Origin of the sequence: Citrobacter enshiensis, from assembly GCF_029338175.1 — a bacterium.
Classification (GTDB): domain Bacteria; phylum Pseudomonadota; class Gammaproteobacteria; order Enterobacterales; family Enterobacteriaceae; genus Citrobacter_D; species Citrobacter_D enshiensis.
The window spans coordinates 1582696-1602203 of the sequence record NZ_CP119862.1; the positions used below are offsets into that span (position 1 = coordinate 1582696).

At 52.6% G+C, this 19508-nt stretch carries 12 protein-coding genes; 4 read left to right on the forward strand and 8 right to left on the reverse strand.

Annotation, left to right across the window (positions count from 1 at the left end):
- Positions 1-50: 50 nt before the first annotated feature.
- Entirely contained in the window at positions 51-2723 is a 2673-nt protein-coding gene (gene gyrA / locus P2W74_RS07625; protein WP_276294548.1) for a DNA topoisomerase (ATP-hydrolyzing) subunit A, read from the forward strand.
- Positions 2724-2766: 43 nt separating this feature from the next.
- Here gyrA and P2W74_RS07630 read toward each other — a convergent pair whose 3' ends face one another.
- The 6 genes from P2W74_RS07630 to atoS form a co-directional block, all read right to left on the reverse strand.
- Positions 2767-3951: an acetyl-CoA C-acetyltransferase gene (locus P2W74_RS07630; protein WP_276294549.1), complete on the reverse strand. Its 1185-nt coding sequence runs from the start codon at positions 3949-3951 to the stop codon at positions 2767-2769.
- A 30-nt stretch (positions 3952-3981) separates the two neighbouring features.
- On the reverse strand, positions 3982-5304 hold the full coding sequence (locus tag P2W74_RS07635; RefSeq protein WP_276294550.1) for a TIGR00366 family protein: 1323 nt from the start codon (positions 5302-5304) through the stop codon (positions 3982-3984).
- Positions 5301-5951: a 3-oxoacid CoA-transferase subunit B gene (locus tag P2W74_RS07640; protein WP_276294551.1), complete on the reverse strand. Its 651-nt coding sequence runs from the start codon at positions 5949-5951 to the stop codon at positions 5301-5303. The genes P2W74_RS07635 and P2W74_RS07640 overlap by 4 nt, the downstream gene beginning before the upstream one ends.
- A 2-nt stretch (positions 5952-5953) precedes the next feature.
- Positions 5954-6613, reverse strand: coding sequence for an acetate CoA-transferase subunit alpha (gene atoD / locus P2W74_RS07645; protein ID WP_276294552.1), 660 nt, complete (start codon positions 6611-6613; stop codon positions 5954-5956).
- A 196-nt stretch (positions 6614-6809) separates the two neighbouring features.
- Complete coding sequence (gene atoC, locus P2W74_RS07650) at positions 6810-8195, reverse strand: acetoacetate metabolism transcriptional regulator AtoC (RefSeq protein WP_276294553.1); 1386 nt, start codon at positions 8193-8195, stop codon at positions 6810-6812.
- Positions 8192-10030: a two-component system sensor histidine kinase AtoS gene (gene atoS, locus P2W74_RS07655; protein WP_276294554.1), complete on the reverse strand. Its 1839-nt coding sequence runs from the start codon at positions 10028-10030 to the stop codon at positions 8192-8194. The genes atoC and atoS overlap by 4 nt, the downstream gene beginning before the upstream one ends.
- 168 nt (positions 10031-10198) lie before the next feature.
- Here atoS and rcsC point away from each other — a divergent pair, with 168 nt between their 5' ends.
- Positions 10199-13045 (forward strand): two-component system sensor histidine kinase RcsC, encoded by a 2847-nt coding sequence (gene rcsC, locus P2W74_RS07660; RefSeq protein WP_276294555.1) that lies wholly within the window; start codon positions 10199-10201, stop codon positions 13043-13045.
- A 105-nt stretch (positions 13046-13150) separates the two neighbouring features.
- Here rcsC and rcsB read toward each other — a convergent pair whose 3' ends face one another.
- Positions 13151-13801 carry a response regulator transcription factor RcsB gene (gene rcsB / locus P2W74_RS07665; protein WP_276294556.1) on the reverse strand — a complete coding sequence of 217 codons (651 nt, stop codon included), beginning with the start codon at positions 13799-13801 and terminating at the stop codon, positions 13151-13153.
- Positions 13802-13817: 16 nt separating this feature from the next.
- A complete protein-coding gene (gene rcsD, locus P2W74_RS07670) occupies positions 13818-16487 on the reverse strand; it encodes a phosphotransferase RcsD (protein WP_276294557.1) in 2670 nt (889 codons plus the stop codon).
- A gap of 743 nt (positions 16488-17230) precedes the next feature.
- On the opposite strand from rcsD, the gene P2W74_RS07675 reads away from it, so the two are divergent.
- Positions 17231-18325 carry a porin OmpC gene (locus P2W74_RS07675; protein ID WP_276294558.1) on the forward strand — a complete coding sequence of 365 codons (1095 nt, stop codon included), beginning with the start codon at positions 17231-17233 and terminating at the stop codon, positions 18323-18325.
- A gap of 115 nt (positions 18326-18440) precedes the next feature.
- Positions 18441-19493, forward strand: coding sequence for an FAD:protein FMN transferase ApbE (apbE, locus tag P2W74_RS07680; protein WP_276294559.1), 1053 nt, complete (start codon positions 18441-18443; stop codon positions 19491-19493).
- The last annotated feature ends 15 nt before the right edge of the window (positions 19494-19508 follow it).

The following is a 19508-nucleotide window of genomic DNA, read 5'->3' on the forward strand; positions in this document are numbered from 1 at the left end:
TATAATTTGCGACCTTTGAATCCGGGAAACAGTAGAGGGATAGCGGTTAGATGAGCGACCTTGCGAGAGAAATTACACCGGTCAACATTGAGGAAGAGCTGAAGAGCTCCTATCTGGATTATGCGATGTCGGTCATTGTTGGCCGTGCGCTTCCGGATGTCCGAGATGGCCTGAAGCCGGTACACCGTCGCGTTCTTTACGCCATGAACGTATTGGGCAATGACTGGAACAAAGCCTACAAAAAATCTGCCCGTGTCGTTGGTGACGTAATCGGTAAATACCACCCTCATGGTGATACCGCCGTTTACGACACCATTGTTCGTATGGCGCAGCCATTCTCCTTGCGTTACATGCTGGTTGACGGCCAGGGTAACTTCGGTTCTGTCGATGGCGACTCCGCAGCAGCGATGCGTTATACGGAAATCCGTATGTCGAAAATCGCCCACGAGCTGATGGCTGACCTGGAAAAAGAAACGGTCGATTTCGTCGATAACTACGACGGCACAGAACGCATTCCTGACGTAATGCCGACCAAAATTCCTAACCTGCTGGTGAACGGTTCGTCTGGTATCGCGGTAGGTATGGCCACCAACATTCCGCCGCACAACCTGACGGAAGTGATCAACGGCTGCCTGGCGTATATCGACGATGAAGACATCAGCATTGAAGGGCTGATGGAACACATCCCTGGCCCGGACTTCCCGACCGCCGCGATCATCAACGGTCGTCGCGGCATTGAAGAAGCCTATCGCACCGGTCGCGGTAAAGTGTACATTCGCGCGCGCGCGGAAGTTGAAGCTGACGCGAAAACCGGCCGCGAAACCATCATCGTTCATGAAATCCCGTACCAGGTGAACAAAGCGCGCCTGATCGAAAAGATTGCTGAACTGGTGAAAGAAAAACGCGTTGAAGGTATCAGCGCGCTGCGTGACGAGTCTGACAAAGACGGTATGCGCATCGTGATTGAAGTCAAACGCGATGCGGTCGGGGAAGTGGTACTGAATAACCTCTATTCCCAGACTCAGCTGCAGGTCTCCTTCGGTATTAACATGGTGGCGTTGCACCATGGTCAGCCGAAGATCATGAACCTGAAAGACATTATTTCTGCGTTCGTGCGCCACCGCCGTGAAGTGGTGACTCGCCGTACTATTTTTGAACTGCGTAAAGCCCGCGATCGTGCGCATATCCTCGAAGCACTGGCGATTGCACTGGCGAACATTGACCCGATCATTGAGCTTATCCGTCGTGCGCCAACGCCTGCGGAAGCAAAAGCGGCGTTGATCGCGCGCTCATGGGATCTGGGCAACGTTGCTGCAATGTTGGAAAGTGCGGGTGACGATGCCGCGCGTCCTGAATGGCTGGAGCCGGAGTTCGGCGTGCGTGACGGTCAATACTATCTGACCGAACAGCAGGCACAGGCGATCCTGGATCTGCGACTGCAGAAACTGACCGGCCTTGAGCACGAAAAACTGCTCGATGAGTACAAAGACCTGCTGGGGCAGATCGCGGAACTGTTGCACATTCTGGGCAGCGCCGACCGTCTGATGGAAGTGATTCGCGAAGAGATGGAATTGATTCGTGAGCAGTTTGGCGATAAGCGTCGTACTGAAATCACCGCCAACAGCGCGGACATCAACCTTGAAGATCTGATCAACCAGGAAGATGTGGTTGTGACGCTGTCTCACCAGGGTTATGTGAAGTATCAGCCGCTTTCTGAGTACGAAGCGCAGCGTCGTGGCGGGAAAGGTAAATCTGCCGCACGTATTAAAGAAGAAGACTTTATTGACCGACTGCTGGTGGCGAATACGCACGATCATATTCTGTGCTTCTCCAGCCGTGGCCGCGTCTACTCCATGAAAGTCTATCAGTTGCCGGAAGCGAGCCGTGGCGCACGTGGCCGTCCGATCGTCAACCTGCTGCCGCTTGAGCAGGATGAACGTATTACCGCGATTCTGCCGGTGACTGAGTTTGAAGAAGGCGTGAAAGTCTTCATGGCGACCGCCAACGGTACGGTGAAGAAAACCGTTCTGACCGAGTTCAATCGTCTGCGTACCGCCGGTAAAGTGGCGATCAAACTGGTTGAAGGCGATGAACTGATTGGCGTGGATCTGACCAGCGGTGATGATGAAGTCATGCTGTTCTCTGCCGAAGGTAAAGTGGTTCGCTTTAAAGAAGCCTCCGTTCGTGCGATGGGTTGCAACACCACCGGTGTTCGCGGTATTCGCTTAGGCGGGAGCGACAAAGTGGTTTCGCTGATCATCCCTCGTGGTGAAGGCGCAATCCTGACGGCAACACAAAACGGTTACGGTAAACGTACTGCGGTAGAAGAGTACCCAACCAAGTCGCGTGCGACGAAAGGGGTTATCTCTATCAAAGTCACCGAACGTAACGGTTCTGTTGTCGGCGCGGTGCAGGTCGACGATGCGGATCAGATTATGATGATCACCGATGCCGGTACGCTGGTGCGTACTCGCGTGTCGGAAATCAGCATTGTGGGTCGTAACACCCAGGGCGTTATCCTCATCCGTACTGCGGAAGATGAAAACGTGGTGGGTCTGCAGCGTGTTGCTGAGCCTGTCGATGATGAAGAACTGGATTCTATCGACGGTAGCGCCGCAGAAGGGGACGAAGACATCGCCCCGGAAGTGGAAAGCGATGATGACGCGGTAGATGATGCTGCAGATGACGCAGCAGACGATTCCGCGGAAGACGCTGACGAGTAATCACCTTGATATGCAAAGGGCCGGAATTCCGGCCCTTTTTCGTTTAGTTCATCCGTTCAACAATCATCGCAATTCCCTGACCGCCGCCGATACACAATGTGGCCAGTCCGAGCGTTTTATCACGAGCCTGTAGTGCGTGCAGCAGCGTCACTAAGATACGTGCGCCGCTGGCACCGATAGGATGCCCAAGCGCGATTGCCCCGCCGTTAACATTCACCTTTTGCGAGTCAAAACCCAGCGTTTTACCCACTGCCAGGAACTGCGCGGCAAATGCCTCATTAGCTTCAATAAGATCGATATCGGACAGTTGTAGTCCGCTCAGTTGCAGCGCTTTTTGGGTAGCGGGAACCGGCCCCATTCCCATCATGGCCGGAGCGACGCCGCCGCTGGCGTAGGCTTTAATACGCGCCAGCGGTTTTAGTCCCGCCGCCAGTGCCGCAGATTCTTCCATCACCACCAGAGCCGCTGCGCCATCGTTGATCCCCGACGCGTTACCGGCGGTGACGCTTCCTGTTTTGTCGAAGGCGGGACGCAGTGCTGCAAGACCTTCTACCGTCGTGTCAGCTTTAGGGAATTCATCACGATCAAAGACGATCGTTTTTTTCCGCGACACCACACTCACCGGAACGATTTCCGCCTGAAATGCACCGGATTCTATTGCTGTGACTGCTTTGCGCTGCGAAACCATTGCCAGCTCATCCTGCATCTCCCGACTAATATCATATTCGCGGGCGACATTTTCAGCGGTGATCCCCATATGGTAACCGTGAGTGGCGCAGATCAAACCATCGCGCAGAATCACGTCGGACAGTTGTCCATCCCCGAGGCGATACCCCCAGCGGGCTTTAGCGTCTAACAGGTAGGGAGCAAGGCTCATGTTTTCCATACCGCCTGCGACAATTGCCTGTGCCTGCCCGGCCTGAATCGCCTGCGCGGCAAGTGCCACGCTTTTCAGGCCAGAGCCGCAGACTTTATTAATGGTAAAGCCGCAAATGGTGTCGGAGAGGCCGCTTTTTAACAACGCCTGGCGTGCAGGGTTCTGCCCGAGACCTGCCTGCAACACGTTACCCATGATCACCTCGTCAACCTGCTGCGGGTCAAGGTGGGCGCGCTCAAGTGCGGCTTTAATCACGGTTGCTCCAAGCTCGATAGCGCTGGTAGTCGCCAGTGCGCCATTGAAGCTACCGATTGCAGTACGTGCCGCGCTGACGATGACACAATTTTTCATCTTCTGTTCCTTAAAGTAGGTGGGTTTCCATCAGAAAAAGGTCAATCCAATGACAAAAATGACACCGGAGAAGAGCAGGGCGGTGATGCAGTAGCCCATAATGTCTCGTACCCCAAGCCCGGCGATGGCCAGTGCAGGCAGCGCCCAGAACGGTTGTGCCATGTTCATCCACTGCTCGCCGTAGGCGATAGCCATGACGGATTTACCGAGGTCAGCACCAAGCGCCTGTGCGGCGGGCATCACGAACGGTCCCTGAATAACCCAGTGTCCGCCGCCTGAAGGGACGGCGAAGTTAATCAGCGCAGAGCTGAAGAAGGTCATGAGAGGGAAGGTGTCTTTGTTGGCGACGTTGATGAAGAACTCGGTGATAAGCCCGCCGAGACCGGAGTGTTCCATCATCAACTGGATGCCCGCGTAGAAAGGAAACTGAACCAGAATACCTGCGGTACTGCGGGCGGCTGCGCTGACGGCACGCATATAGGCCATTGGCGTTTTGTGCAACAACAGACCGGCAATCATAAACATCAGATTGACGGTATTGATGGTGATGTTGAATCCTTTTTCGGTGAAATAGATTGCCAGGTAAGCAATACCCAATGCACCGATGATGAGGGCCAGAATGCGGCTCTCTTCCAGCTTTTCAGACGGCGGGGCATCTGCAGGCAATTTCCTCTGAAAATCCGCCTCTTCGAGCAATAATTTGGGGTCAATACTGACGACATCGGACGGTTTCGGCGTCATCAGGCGGGTAATGAACGGCATGACCACAATCAGCGCCAGGGTGATGAAGATATTAAACCCTGTGAACAAGGTGTCGCCGACAGGAATTAACCCGGCAATATGCTCGACCGGGTTGCCCGGTGTTGCCGCCAACAGGGGCATTGAGCCGGAGAAGCCGCCACCCCAGGTGAGAAAGCCGATGTAAGCGCAGGCAATCAGTAGCGGATAGTCGGAGCCGGGAACCCGACGGGCGACTTCGCGGGCAAACATCGCCCCTACCACCAGACCAAAACCCCAGTTGATCACGCAGGCAACCGAACCGAAAAATGTCACCAGCATGACCCCCTGAACGGGGGTTTTAGCGGCGGATGCTGCCGTACGCAGCAGGCTTTTAACCGGCCCTGAACTGGCCAGCGCATGACCGGTCACGATGATCAGCGCCATCTGCATGCCGAATGCCAGCAGGTTCCAGAAACCGTCACCCCAGAGTTTCACCATGCTGATCGGCGTTTGTGGCGTTAGCCACAGCGCGACCCCGAAGGTCAGCAGTGTTAATAGCATGGCAAAAATCAGCGGGTCAGGAAGCCAGCGGCTGACCACGCGCGTCATAAAGCGAGATATGCGACCAATCATGCGTCACCCCGCTGGATGACCAGATCGGCGGCGACGTCGAACTGCGCGTCGGTTTTCTCACGCAGAGTGGCGATATCGCATCCTTCGACAATTTCAGTAAGCCACATTTTGCCGTCGATAAAACGGAATACGGCAAGTTCTGTCACCAGCATGTGCACTGCATGTTGAGCCGTGAGCGGCATTGTGCAGTGACGGAGAATTTTCGCTGAACCGTCTTTTGCACAATGCTCCATAGCGATAATGACTTTGCGCGCACCGGTCACCAGATCCATTGCCCCGCCCATGCCGGGCACCATTTTGCCGGGAACGACCCAGTTGGCGAGGTTAGCCTGTTCATCGACCTGTAATCCTCCGAGAACACAAGCATCGACGTGGCCGCCGCGAATAAGCGCAAATGACATGGCACTGTCAAACATGGCCGCACCGGGTAAAATACCGCACGGCTGCCCACCGGCGTTAACCAGATCAGGATGCGCAGTCGTCACCGGCCCCAGCCCAAGAAAGCCGTTTTCAGACTGTAGAGTGATGTGAATGTCAGCCGGTAGATAGTTGGCGACCATCGTTGGCAGGCCGATCCCCAGGTTTACAACATCGCCATCGCGAAGCTCTTGCGCCACGCGGCGCGCAATACGTTTTTTAGCATCCATGATTAGCTCTCCTGTGGAATGACGATATGGTCGATAACGGCGCCGGGGGTGATTATCTGGTCGGGGAGAAGCTCACCTGTTTCGACCATCTCATCCGGCTCAACCAGCGTGATGTCGGCGGCGAGGGCAATCAGTGGGTTGAAATTGCGTGCGCTGAGTTGGTAGGTCAGGTTGCCAAGCATGTCGGCGCGGTGAGCGCGGATAAGCGCCAGATCCGCACGTAATGGACGTTCAAGCAGCCAGGTTTTGCCATCAAGTGTCATGGTCTGTTTGCCGTCCTCGACCACGGTGCCGACGCCGGTTGGCGTCAGAAAGCCACCAAGACCCGCGCCGCCGCAGCGAATTTGCTCAATGAGCGTACCTTGTGGAACCAGTTGAACGTCCATCTCGCCAGCAATCATGCGCCGACCGGTTTCAGGGTTGGTGCCAATGTGTGAGGCGATCACTTTGCTCACCCGACCATTGACAATCAATGGCCCGATCCCGGTATCGACAAAGGCGGTATCGTTGGCAATTAGCGTCAGATCCCTGACACCGGATTCAAGTAAAGCTTCGACAAGGCGAGGCGGAGTGCCAACACCCATAAAGCCACCGACCATGATGGTCATGCCGTCACGAAAGAAGCCTGCGGCGTCCTGTAAGGTAATCAGTTTTGTTTTCATTATGTTTCCCTTGTGCATACTCCATTTTGGGTACGCTCAGGGAATTGCAAGCAGAGTGCCAGGATGATGGGATAGATGTTTTAATATTTAACCAATTGAATTTAAATGGTTATTTTTTGTCGGGGTTTGTGGGGATTGCGGGGTGACTATGCAGAGTTTTGCGCACTGTGCAAAATTCTGCATAGCAAATTTTGTATCAGGAACCTGACGGGTCGATACCATATTCCTGTAATTTATACATTAGGGCGCGTCGGCTGATCCCCAGCATCAGCGCTGTGCGGGTGCGGTTTCCGTCCTGTTGTTCAAGTACTTCAATGATGATCCGTTTTTCTTCACGTTTAATCTCTTCCTTCAGATTTCGCTCTCCTGTCTGGGCTGGTTTTACTTCTGTTATTGCACTTACGGGGGAACGGAACTGAATGGGCAGATCTTCGGCGAAAATCACCGCACCGGTATTCATCACGACCGCGCGTTCGATAACGTTGGACAGTTCGCGAATATTGCCCGGCCACGGCCAGGCGGCGAGTATTGACATCGCTGTCGGGTCGATCTCGATAATATCGCGCTGATTTTCCGAACTAAATTTTTGTAAAAAGTGGTTGGCTAACAAGGCGATGTCTTCGCGGCGCTCGCGCAAGGGGGGCAACGTCAGATGAATCACGTTCAGCCGATAAAACAAGTCTTCGCGGAAAGCACCTTCTTTTACCATGGCGTGGAGATCGCGATTGGTGGAGGCAATAATACGGATATCGACCTGAATGGTCTGATGCCCGCCAATGCGTTCAAACTCTCGTTCTTGCAAAATACGTAGCAGCTTGGCTTGCAGAACGAGCGGCATTTCACCGATTTCATCGAGTAATAACGTTCCCTGATGGGCACGTTCAAACAGCCCCTGGCGCAATGTTTGCGCGCCGGTAAATGCCCCTTTTTCATGACCAAACAGTTCGCTTTCCAGTAACGATTCCGGCAGCGCAGCACAGTTGATCTTGATGAACGGCCCGTTAGCCCGGCGGGAATTATAGTGAATAGCGCGGGCGATCAGCTCTTTCCCGGTTCCACTTTCACCACTGATCAGTACGCTGGCCTGGGAGAGGGCGATTTTCGCCGTATCTTTGCAGATATCCATCATGACGGGGCTATTGGTCAGGATATGTCCCCACTGCCAACTGCTACTCAGCGCTTTATGCAGGCTGCGGATCTCTTGCTTCATGGCCTGGAGCTGGAGAGCACGCTGAATGACTAAGGTGAGCTCGTCCAGATCGAAGGGTTTAATGACATAATCAAATGCGCCGCTGCGTAGCGCCTCGACGGCTGTCTCTACTTCAGCGTAGGCGGTCATCAGAATGATGGGGATCCGGGGCTGCTGGACTCTCATGATTTTCAGCGCTTCTATACCGCACATTTCCGGCATACGGATGTCCATCAGCACCACGTCTGGCTCTATTTCTTCAAAGCATTGCAGTGCGGCCTGGCCGTTGCTGGCACTGTGTGTTTCATGCCCTTGCAGGGAAAATGCGGTGGCAAGCATACGGCGAACATTGTCTTCGTCATCAACGATGAGAATACGGTAGGTCGTTTTCATTCTGACGGATTTCCCTGCGGGTTGATCGGTAAAATAAGGGTGAAGGTTGCGCCGCAGCCAGGCATGCTGGCAACGTGAATATCCCCCTGATGCGCATTGATAATGCGCTGGCTCAGCGCCAGTCCAAGACCGGTTCCTGAGGCTTTAGTCGTAAAAAAGGGATCAAATATTTTCTTCTGTAAGGCGGTATCAATACCGCAGCCATTATCCTCAATCATCACTGCCTGCTGCGAAGCCGTGTACTGCCAGGTGCGGATGCGAATTTCACCTCGCGCACCTATAGCCTGCACAGCATTAATTAAAATATTCAGGATCACCTGCTTGAGGAGTTCGCGATCGGCGACGATTGCCGGCAGGTTGACATCGAATTCCGTTGTAAAGGCAATACGCGCCTGAATGCCGGAGGTTTGTACGAGGATCAGCGTCTCTTCAATCAGCGCATTGAGCCGAACTTGCTGCCACTGGCTTTGTCGCGGGCGAGAGAAATCCAGCAGTTGTTGGATAACTTTATTAATTGAATCAATTTCATTCAGCACAACGGATAAGTATTCCTGATGTTCCGGCAATGAAGTTTGCTGACGAATAATCTGTACATAACCGCGAATTGCCGTCAGCGGGTTTCTGACCTCATGGGCGACGCCGGCCATCAGTTCTCCGAGGGTGGCGAGTCTTTCCGTTTGCGCCAGTCGGCGCTGTGTCTCTTTGCGGGCGGTTAAATCCGAGAAGATAACCAGAGCGCCGATCAGCTCGCCATGGGCGTTATGGATCCGGCTGGTGGTGACGCTTATCTCAAGGGTGCGTTCACGGCCCGGAAAGCTAACCTCCTGGGCCACATGTTCGGTCCCATACTCGAGGGTATCCAGCACCGGACTATAGAATTGGGTGTTGGCAAACAGCTTCGCATAGGATTGACCGACCAGCTCATGCAGCTTATAGCCCGTTATCTGCTCCGCTGCCGGGTTCATGGTGGTGACGTCGCCCTGTCTGTCGATAGCAATAACGCCGTCCGCCGCGTTTTCAATAATCAGGTCGTTAAGCGTTTTGGTTTCCCGTAGCGTTTGTGCCAGTGCATTGACGCTGCGGCTGATTTGCCCCAGCTCACCAGGCAGGTCAGGCAGTCGGGTTGGTGTTTTTTGCGCCAGGGTTGAGAGTCCGTCAGTGATGATGTCGATATTGGCACTGAGTCGGCGTGAAAAGAGAACGATAAGTAGCAGGCTGCTGATTAATCCAGCAGCCAGCACAGCCATGATCCTGACGTCCATTTTCCAGGCCTGCTGGCGAATGTCTTCTGTCAGTTCGTTGGCCCAGATATAACCAATGACTTCCCCCTGCCGTTCTATCGGGATCATGGAGTTGAGTATGTCTCCGCGAACTTGTCGCCCGGAATAGACTACGGGATTGTTGCTGCCCATCACGTCACGTCCGGGATGATCGGCGGCGATGGTGGTGCCAACATTCCCTTGATAGAAAGCAGAGGGTGCGTAGGTGATAATGGCATCCAGCGCTTTGTTGTAATACCCCGCACCAACGCCAGGAAATGCACGGGTAATACGCTCAGTGATGGGGCTTAGCTCGGCATTAAGTGCGCGAATACGCTCTTCACGCGGCAGATTATCGTAGTCGCTAAAGCGATCGCCCAGCGCATCGTTAAGCAGATGCACCACTGCCGACAATTTTTTCTCTTTTTCGGATAAGACTGCTGAACGGCCTTCGGTTTCTACGATATAACCTATAGATATCGTCGGCACAATGACCATCAGAATGGCCATCATGATCATTTGGTTGCGTAATCGTCGCGGGGTTAAACGACGAATCAGCCATCTCAGGTCGCACATTCTGACATCCGTGTAGTGTTTTTTAGGCAAACGATGATTATCAGGGGTTGAGATAACAGTTTCTCAGCGGTGCATCATATTCCCGTCATGAGAGACCATTGCGACGTCGGTCATTTACCGCTACCTTAATCACACTCTATTTACATCCTGAGGCGGAGCTTCGCCCTTTTGAAATACCTTGCTTCCTTTCGCACCACCCTGAAAGTGTCGCGCTACCTGTTCAGGGCGTTGGCGTTATTAATCTGGCTTTTGATTGCGTTTGCTTCGGTGTTTTACATCGTGAATGCGCTGCATCAGCGAGAGTCCGAAATTCGTCAGGAGTTTAACCTCAGTTCCGATCAAGCCCAGCGCTACATTCAGCGTACCTCAGACGTGATGAAAGAGCTGAAGTACATTGCTGAAAACCGCCTCACGGCGGAAAACGGCGTGATGTCTTCGCGGGCGCGGGACGAAAAGGTCGAGGTGCCCACTTTCGAGCCACTTTTCGCTGACTCCGACTGTGCAGCCATGAGCAATATGTGGCGGGGATCGCTGGAGTCGCTGTCCTGGTTTATGCGCTACTGGCGCGACAATTTCTCCGCTGCTTACGACCTGAATCGCGTATTTCTGATCGGTAGCGATAACCTCTGTATGGCGAATTTTGGTCTGCGCGATATGCCAGTTGAGCGTGATGCGGCGTTGAAAGCACTGCACGAGCGTATCGTTAAGTACCGTAATGCTCCACAGGAAGAGAGCGGGAATAACCTCTTTTGGATAGGTCAGGGTCCGCGGCCGGGCATCGGCTATTTTTATGCGCTGACGCCGGTCTATCTGGCAAATCGTCTGCAGGCGCTGCTCGGTGTTGAACAGTCTATTCGCATGGAAAACTTTTTCACGCCAGGAAGCCTGCCCATGGGGGTGACGATTCTGGATGAAAATGGCCATGCCTTAATTTCGCTGACCGGGCCGGATGGCAATATCAAAGCGGAACCGCGCTGGATGCAGGAGCGCTCCTGGTTTGGCTATACGCCAGGTTTTCGCGAGCTGGTACTGAAGAAAAATCTGCCGCCGTCATCCCTGAGTATTGTCTACTCGGTGCCTGTCGATCTGGTGCTCGAGCGCATCCGCATGCTGATCCTTAACGCGATTATATTGAATGTGCTGGTAGGCGCTGCCTTGTTTACGCTGGCGCGCATGTATGAACGGCGGATTTTCATTCCAGCGGAAAGTGACGCCCAGCGACTGGAAGAACATGAACAGTTCAACCGTAAAATTGTTGCCTCCGCGCCCGTGGGGATCTGCATTTTGCGCACCATCGACGGCATCAATATCCTCAGTAATGAACTTGCGCATACTTACCTTAATATGCTCACCCATGAGGATCGCCAGAGACTGACACAAATCATCTGCGGCCAGCAGGTCAACTTTGTGGACGTGTTGACCAGCAATAACACGAACCTGCAAATTAGCTTTGTGCATTCACGCTATCGCAATGAAAACGTGGCGATTTGCGTGCTGGTGGATGTGAGCGCCCGCGTGAAGATGGAAGAATCGTTGCAGGAGATGGCGCAGGCGGCAGAGCAGGCCAGTCAGTCTAAATCGATGTTCCTCGCCACGGTCAGCCATGAATTGCGCACACCGCTGTACGGGATCATTGGTAACCTCGATCTGCTGCAAACCAAAGAGTTGCCGAAAGGGGTCGATCGCCTGGTGACGGCGATGAACAACTCCTCCAGTCTGCTGCTAAAAATCATTAGCGACATTCTCGACTTCTCAAAAATCGAGTCTGAGCAGTTGAAGATTGAGCCACGCGAGTTTTCGCCCCGGGAAGTGATGAGCCATATTACGGCAAACTACTTGCCGCTGGTGGTGCGTAAACAGTTAGGGCTGTATTGCTTTATCGAACCTGATGTTCCGGTCACGCTGAATGGCGATCCGATGCGTCTGCAGCAGGTGATTTCCAACCTGCTCAGCAATGCCATTAAATTTACCGATACGGGCTGCATTGTGCTGCATGTGCAGTGTAACGGCGACTATCTCAGTATTCGGGTGCGCGACACGGGAGTGGGTATTCCGGCGAAAGAAGTGGTGCGCTTGTTCGATCCCTTCTTCCAGGTGGGAACCGGGGTACAGCGGAATTTCCAGGGAACGGGCCTGGGGCTGGCGATCTGCGAAAAACTGATCAGCATGATGGACGGAGATATCTCCGTGGATTCTGAACCCGGAATGGGAAGTCAGTTTACGCTGCGTATCCCCTTGTATGGCGCGCAATTCCCGGTGCGAAAAGCCGTGGATGGCCTTGCAAAAACCCGTTGCTGGCTGGCGGTGCGTAACGCCTCGTTGGCCCATTTTGTGGAATCCAGCCTGGCACGTAACGGCGTGCAGGTGCTCCGTTATGACGGTCAGGAACCGGCGCCAGATGACGTATTGATAACGGATGATGAGCTGGAGCAGCCGTGGCAGGGACGTGCCGCCGTGATCTTCTGTCGTCGCCATATCGGGATACCGGTGGAAAGAGCGGCGGGCGAGTGGGTGCATAGCGTTGCGTCGCCGCATGAATTACCGGGTCTACTGGCGCGTATTTACAGTATTGAGCTGGACAGTGAAGACGCCTCAACGGCGCTGACGGCACCGGAGAAAGTCGGCGACGCCAATGATGATATGATGATTCTGGTGGTGGACGATCATCCTATCAACCGCCGTCTGCTGGCCGATCAGCTAGGATCGCTTGGATATCAGTGCAAAACGGCAAATGACGGTGTTGACGCCTTGAATGTGCTGAGCAAAAACGCTATCGATATAGTGCTTAGCGACGTCAATATGCCGAACATGGATGGTTATCGCCTGACACAGCGTATTCGTCAGTTAGGGCTGACGCTGCCGGTGGTTGGTGTGACGGCCAACGCGCTGGCGGAAGAGAAGCAACGTTGTCTGGAGTCGGGTATGGATAGCTGTCTGTCGAAACCGGTCACTCTGGATGTGCTGCAACAAACGCTGACGCTCTATGCTGAGCGGGTCAGAAAAATGCGGACATAAAAATGCCGGAGGGCGGTTTCGCCTTATCCGGCTTTTGGGTCTGATATTACCAACGTCTAAGCCTGACAGGCATCGCGCCTTCAGGCCCGTGACGTCCAGTCATCATCAATCTTTGTCGGACGGGCTCAGCGTTACCGAAGAGAGGTAATTCAGCAGCGCGATATCGTTCTCAACGCCCAGCTTCATCATCGCCGATTTCTTCTGGCTACTGATGGTCTTAATGCTGCGGTTTAGCTTCTTGGCAATCTCTGTGACCAGGAAACCTTCGGCGAACAGACGCAGGACTTCACTCTCTTTCGGTGACAAACGTTTGTCGCCGTAACCGCCCGCGCTGATTTTTTCCAGCAGGCGAGAAACGCTTTCCGGGGTGAATTTTTTGCCCTTTTGCAGCGCGGCCAGCGCTTTTGGCAAGTCGGTTGGGGCGCCTTGTTTCAGGACAATGCCCTCAATGTCGAGATCCAGCACGGCGCTCAGGATCGCCGGGTTGTTGTTCATGGTCAGAACAATGATCGACAGGCTCGGGAAATGGCGCTTGATATATTTGATTAAGGTGATCCCGTCACCGTATTTATCTCCCGGCATAGAGAGATCGGTGATCAACACATGTGCATCCAGTTTAGGCAGATTGTTGATCAGTGCTGTGGAGTCTTCAAATTCGCCGACAACATTCACCCACTCGATTTGTTCAAGTGATTTGCGAATACCGAACAGTACAATCGGATGGTCATCGGCAATAATTACGTTTATATTGTTCATGTATTGGGCTACCTTGCTACAGCAAGCTTTTGACGTAAACGTCAATGTCGCTGATGTATTTTTCTATACCTGGAGCATCTTTCTCACGAATAAGATGTTCCAGCGTTTCACATAACTGCTTGCCGGGTACCAGATTAAGCATGGCAAACACCCCTTTCAGGCGGTGGGCCGTTTGGGCCAGCGCAGCAAAATCGCTGGTTGCCGCCTCAGTATACAACCTCTTAACATCATCCGGTACTGTGTCTACAAATAGCGCGTAATAACCGCTGGCATGAAGTTCGGCGTTTTCATCTCCTCCCAGAGGAGACTCAGGGATTTCTTCCTGCGCCAGTTGCTCTTCGATAAGTTGTAAGACAGCTTCCTGCATAGCATTGCTCATATTAAAGTTGACGCGCAGTTGGCCAGGACCGATTTTTCGCACGCCTGACTCATCATCGCTTAAAAGCAAGCCTGAGGCAGTAAGATTAGACGGATTATCTGTTAAAAAGAGATCATATTCTTGACTTACCAGCCGTTCGTCCGGAGTGAGGCACGTCGCGCCCCAGTTTTCCAGTTGGCGAACCACAATGTTGCGCACGTCGTTAGAGGTGACATCAACCATCACACAAACGTCATCAAGCAGGCGCTCTTCGACTTCAGCATGTTGGTCGTGCGGCGTCATTTTAACATGGACGGTATAGCGCGTACCGAGCGTTTCCCGCGTTTTGATGTTCAAATGACCGCCGAGTTTGCGGGCTAGCTGGTCACACAACCAGAAGGTGAGCGGGTTCGCTTTGCCGTAACGATCGCCCTGCGTTTCATTAATATACGGGAAGTGCAGATTATCAATTTCATTAGGCGCCACACCTTCGCCGGTATCCAGAATGCGGAAGGTCAGACGTTCTTCCGCGGACTCGTCCTGATCAACTTCAAGGGTGATTTTGCCAATCTGGGTCGTGGTGACGGCGTACTGGATGAGCAGCAGCAAGATCCGGCGCAGAGCGTCGCGATCGCCGCGGCGTTCGTCGCTGGCGCTAAGATGGTTATTGATCAACAGTTGCAGACCCTTGCGCTTAATCACCGGCAGGACCTCCGGCACGACTTCGTCGATCAGCGCCTGAATAGAGAACAGCGTCGGTTCACTCTTCCAGCTATCATTCTCCAGAATGTTCGCGAGCTGGATTTCATCCACCATACGTACCAGTACATCGGCCTGATTAGCCAGTTTTTGGCTGTCAGGGGTATTCAATGCGGCGGCGTTAAGCGCCAGCAAGCGTACCGGTTCTTTCAACGCTGCGCCGATATTCTGCATAAATGCGGCACGACCCTGTTGGTTTTTCTCATACAACCGCTGTGCCTGCTTAAGCTTCTTATTCACCAGCACCTCGCGATCCTGATCGCGGATGATAAAGATCTGGGTGCGCGGCGCAATCTGGCTACGAAACAGGCGAATTTCATACAGCTCGTTATTGATGGTGGCCTGAATAATCCCCTGATGCTGTTCCGCCATGCTGGTGATGTTCTGCAAATTTAAGTGTGGCAGCAGATGATCGGCAATTTTATTGCTGATCACCGTCCGATTGGCTTCCTGATCATGAACCAACAGACCGAGCGGCAGCAGGGAGACAATCTCTTCATTAATTGCGCGCAGAATACGCAGCTCATTATTTGCCGCGGTATTGGGGGCAACGTCCGTCGAGCGGCCTGGCTGGTGGCGGAAGGTGGTATAACCAAACAGCGCCAGCGCGAGCAGGCCGATATTGAGCAGCAGCGGCAGCAGGATATTTTGCAGCGTATCAAGCAACAGCGTCCCGAAAGGCACCAGCCAAACCAGACGCATGTCCGTTGAGTTCAGGGCTGATGAAATCTCAATTTTAGCGCTGTTGAAACTGATGCTGACGCTGTCTGGCGACTCTTTTTCATTATTATGCACGGTCGTTGGCGTGGCGTCGGGCTCAAGACGGAAGCTGTCCAGCGGCATGCCGGGCGGGATCAGATCGTTAATCGGCAGATCGAATGCCACCACGGTCGCCAGATGTCCGGGTTGGTTAAAGGTGGTGCGTAACGTAAAGTAATGCCCGTTTTGCCACGTCAGATGACGCAGAGAAGAGAAGCTTTCTCTTTCATCAAGCGCGTTCGCCTGCTGCAACATTTCCGCGCGTCGCGAATCGACGATATTGCCAATGGTCGACTCTTTAAAGCCGGACGCGAGATCTTTCAGCGGCAACGTGGAGATGAGGATTAAGCTGTTGTCCTGCCCGTTCAGATAATACATGGACCACGGTATTGTCTCGGCACCCCACAACGTATCCAGATAGGTTGAAATACGCTGGGTCATTTCCAGCGTTGAACTGTCATGGGAGCCAAAAATGAGGGCTTCGGTCTTACGACGCGGTTTCTCCAGATAATAGACGTCTTGTTTCAGCCGCGTTTCTTGCAGACCTTCCCCCGTTGAAGGGTTAGCCGTTGCGGCGATGTTGTCATAAATTTGCCACGTTACGTAGCGCCAGGTATCGACCCTTTTATGCAACGCGTGGGTGATATCGACAACCTGATAGCTCTTATCTTTCAACCAGGCATTCACGGCGCTTTGCACCATAACACCCATCGTCACCAGCAACACAATGATCAGTAATAAGAAGAAACGGGTAATGCTTCCCGGCAGAAGGGAGAATCGGGTAGAAACCGTTGTGTCAGTCTGACGCATTCGTGTTTATGACCTGTTAACAAGGCGAAAGGGGATAGGGCAGTATAAAGGGTAATGTGTGAATTTCCAGACTCTCGCCTCTTACAGACGCTGCATTTCCGTCTGCCTGAGGGATATCTATTCTCTCTGTATAAATGTGTACATCGCATAAAACGGGGTACACATATTTAGGAAAATACTGAAAAATGTAGCATTAAATATCAAGATAATATTTTTGGCGTTAATCCTGAGTGTGTGTAGAAGTAAACGCTGAATTTCCGTGACTCTTTTTTACGTGATAGCACAACGTGGAGGGGAACAGTGTAAAGAAGGGTAAAAAAAAACCGAATGCAGTGCATTCGGCGGAAATAGGGGTAAACAGACATTCAGAAATGAATGACGGTAATAAATAAAGTTAATGATGATAGCGTTTTTATTTTAGTGATCGGCGAATATTTTGTTTTGTCATTCAGTGCTATGAATTTTATTGATGTAATTAATTGTTTTTAAAGTAAAAGTTAATGCATCTTGTTAATTCGTGCTTATTTTTATCATTTCCCGATTTAAAAAAAGTTCCATTGAATTAACATTTCGAAACATCTATGCCGATAAATGAAACATTTTAAAAGTTTTAGTATCATATTCGTGTTGGATTATTCTGTCATTTTGAGGAGAATGAAGTTGCCGACTGGTTAATGAGGGTTAACCAGTATGCAGTGGCAATAAAAAAAGCAAATAAAGGCATATAACAGAGGGTTTATAAAATGAAAGTTAAAGTACTGTCCCTCCTGGTACCGGCTCTGCTGGTAGCGGGTACCGCGAATGCGGCTGAAATTTATAACAAAGACGGCAACAAATTAGATCTGTACGGTAAAGTCGACGGTCTGCACTATTTCTCCGATGACAACAGCAAAGATGGCGATCAGACCTACATGCGTCTCGGCTTCAAAGGCGAAACCCAGGTAAATGACCAGTTGACCGGTTACGGCCAGTGGGAATACCAGATTCAGGGTAACACCTCTGAAAACCAAAATGATTCCTGGACCCGTGTGGCGTTTGCCGGTCTGAAATTCGGTGATGCTGGTTCTTTCGACTACGGTCGTAACTACGGTGTGGTTTACGACGTGACCTCCTGGACCGACGTTCTGCCGGAATTCGGCGGCGACACCTACGGTTCTGACAACTTCATGCAACAGCGTGGTAACGGCTTCGCGACCTACCGTAACTCTGACTTCTTCGGTATGGTTGATGGCCTGAACTTCGCCATTCAGTATCAGGGTAAAAACGGCAGTGTAGATGGTGAAGACCAGACTAACAACGGTCGCGATGCTCTGAGACAAAACGACGAAGGCGTTGGCGGTTCTATCACTTATGATATCGGTGAAGGCTTCGGTATCGGTGCTGCGGTTTCTGGCTCTAACCGTACCCATGATCAGAACGACGGCACCTATATCGGTACCGGCGATCGCGCTGAAACCTATACCGGTGGTCTGAAATATGACGCCAACAACGTTTACCTGGCTGCACAATATACCCAGACTTACAACGCGACTCGCACTGGCGATCTGGGTTGGGCTAACAAAGCACAGAACGTCGAAGTGGTTGCACAGTACCAGTTCGACTTCGGTCTGCGTCCGTCCGTTGCCTACCTGCAGTCCAAAGGTAAAGACCTGGGCCGTGGTTACGGCGATCAGGACATCGTGAAATATGTTGATGTTGGCGCGACTTACTACTTCAACAAAAACATGTCCACCTATGTTGATTACAAAATCAACCTGCTGGATGACAACCGCTTTACCAACGATGCTAAGATCAGCACCGATGACATCGTCGCTCTGGGCCTGGTTTACCAGTTCTAATTGTCGGTTTTGTCGACCAAAGGGCCTGCGGGCCCTTTTTTAATGCCTTTTTTCCGGCGTACAAATCACGGTTTTTGGTGTACTCTTGCGCCCGTTCGCATGAGGATAATCACGTATGGAAATGACTTCTTTTCGGGCAGTCCTGCTGGCTGCCACGATCTTTTTTGTGGGGTGCGATAACACCCCAAAACCGGTGAAGCCGGTTCCCGAGGTGCAGGTGCTGGAAGGTAAAACGATGGGAACCTTCTGGCGCGTCAGTGTTGTGGGCGTCGACGCCAAACACCTCGAGGAGCTACAGGCCCGGATTCAGACCCAATTGAATGCTGACGATCAACTGCTCTCTACCTATAAAAATGACTCCGCATTAATGCGCTTTAACCAGTCGCAAAGTCTCTCGCCCTGGCCCGTCAGTGAAGCGATGGCTGATATTGTCACCTCCGCGTTGCGTATTGGTGCGAAAACGGACGGCGCGATGGACATTACCGTCGGCCCGCTGGTCAATCTGTGGGGCTTTGGCCCGGATCAACAGCCGGTGAAGATCCCAACTGAGGAACAGATTAACGTCGCAAAAGCCAAAACAGGACTGGACCATCTGACGGTTATCGATCAGGCGCGGCAACAGTATCTGCAAAAAGATATCGCGGATTTGTACATTGACCTCTCCACCGTTGGCGAGGGATACGCGGCGGATCACCTGGCGCATCTGATGGAGCAGGAAGGCATTTCTCGCTATCTGGTTTCTGTCGGCGGCGCGCTGAGCAGTCGTGGAATGAATGCCGAAGGGCATCCGTGGCGGGTGGCTATCCAAAAACCGACTGACCAGGAAAATGCGGTACAGGCGATTGTCGATATCAACGGGCATGGCATCAGCACGTCCGGCAGCTATCGCAACTATTATGAACTGGACGGCAAACGCGTCTCTCATGTTATTGATCCGCAAACCGGACGCCCTATTGAGCACAACCTGGTGTCGGTGACGGTGATCGCCCCGACGGCGCTGGAAGCCGATGGCTGGGATACCGGACTGATGGTGCTCGGCGCGGAAAAAGCGAAAGAGGTGGTTCGCCGTGAAGGACTGGCCGTTTACATGATCGTCAAAGAAGGCGACGGCTTTAAGACCTGGATGTCTCCGCAGTTCCAGGGCTTCCTCATCAGCGAGAAAAATTAAAAAGCAAGATTGCGG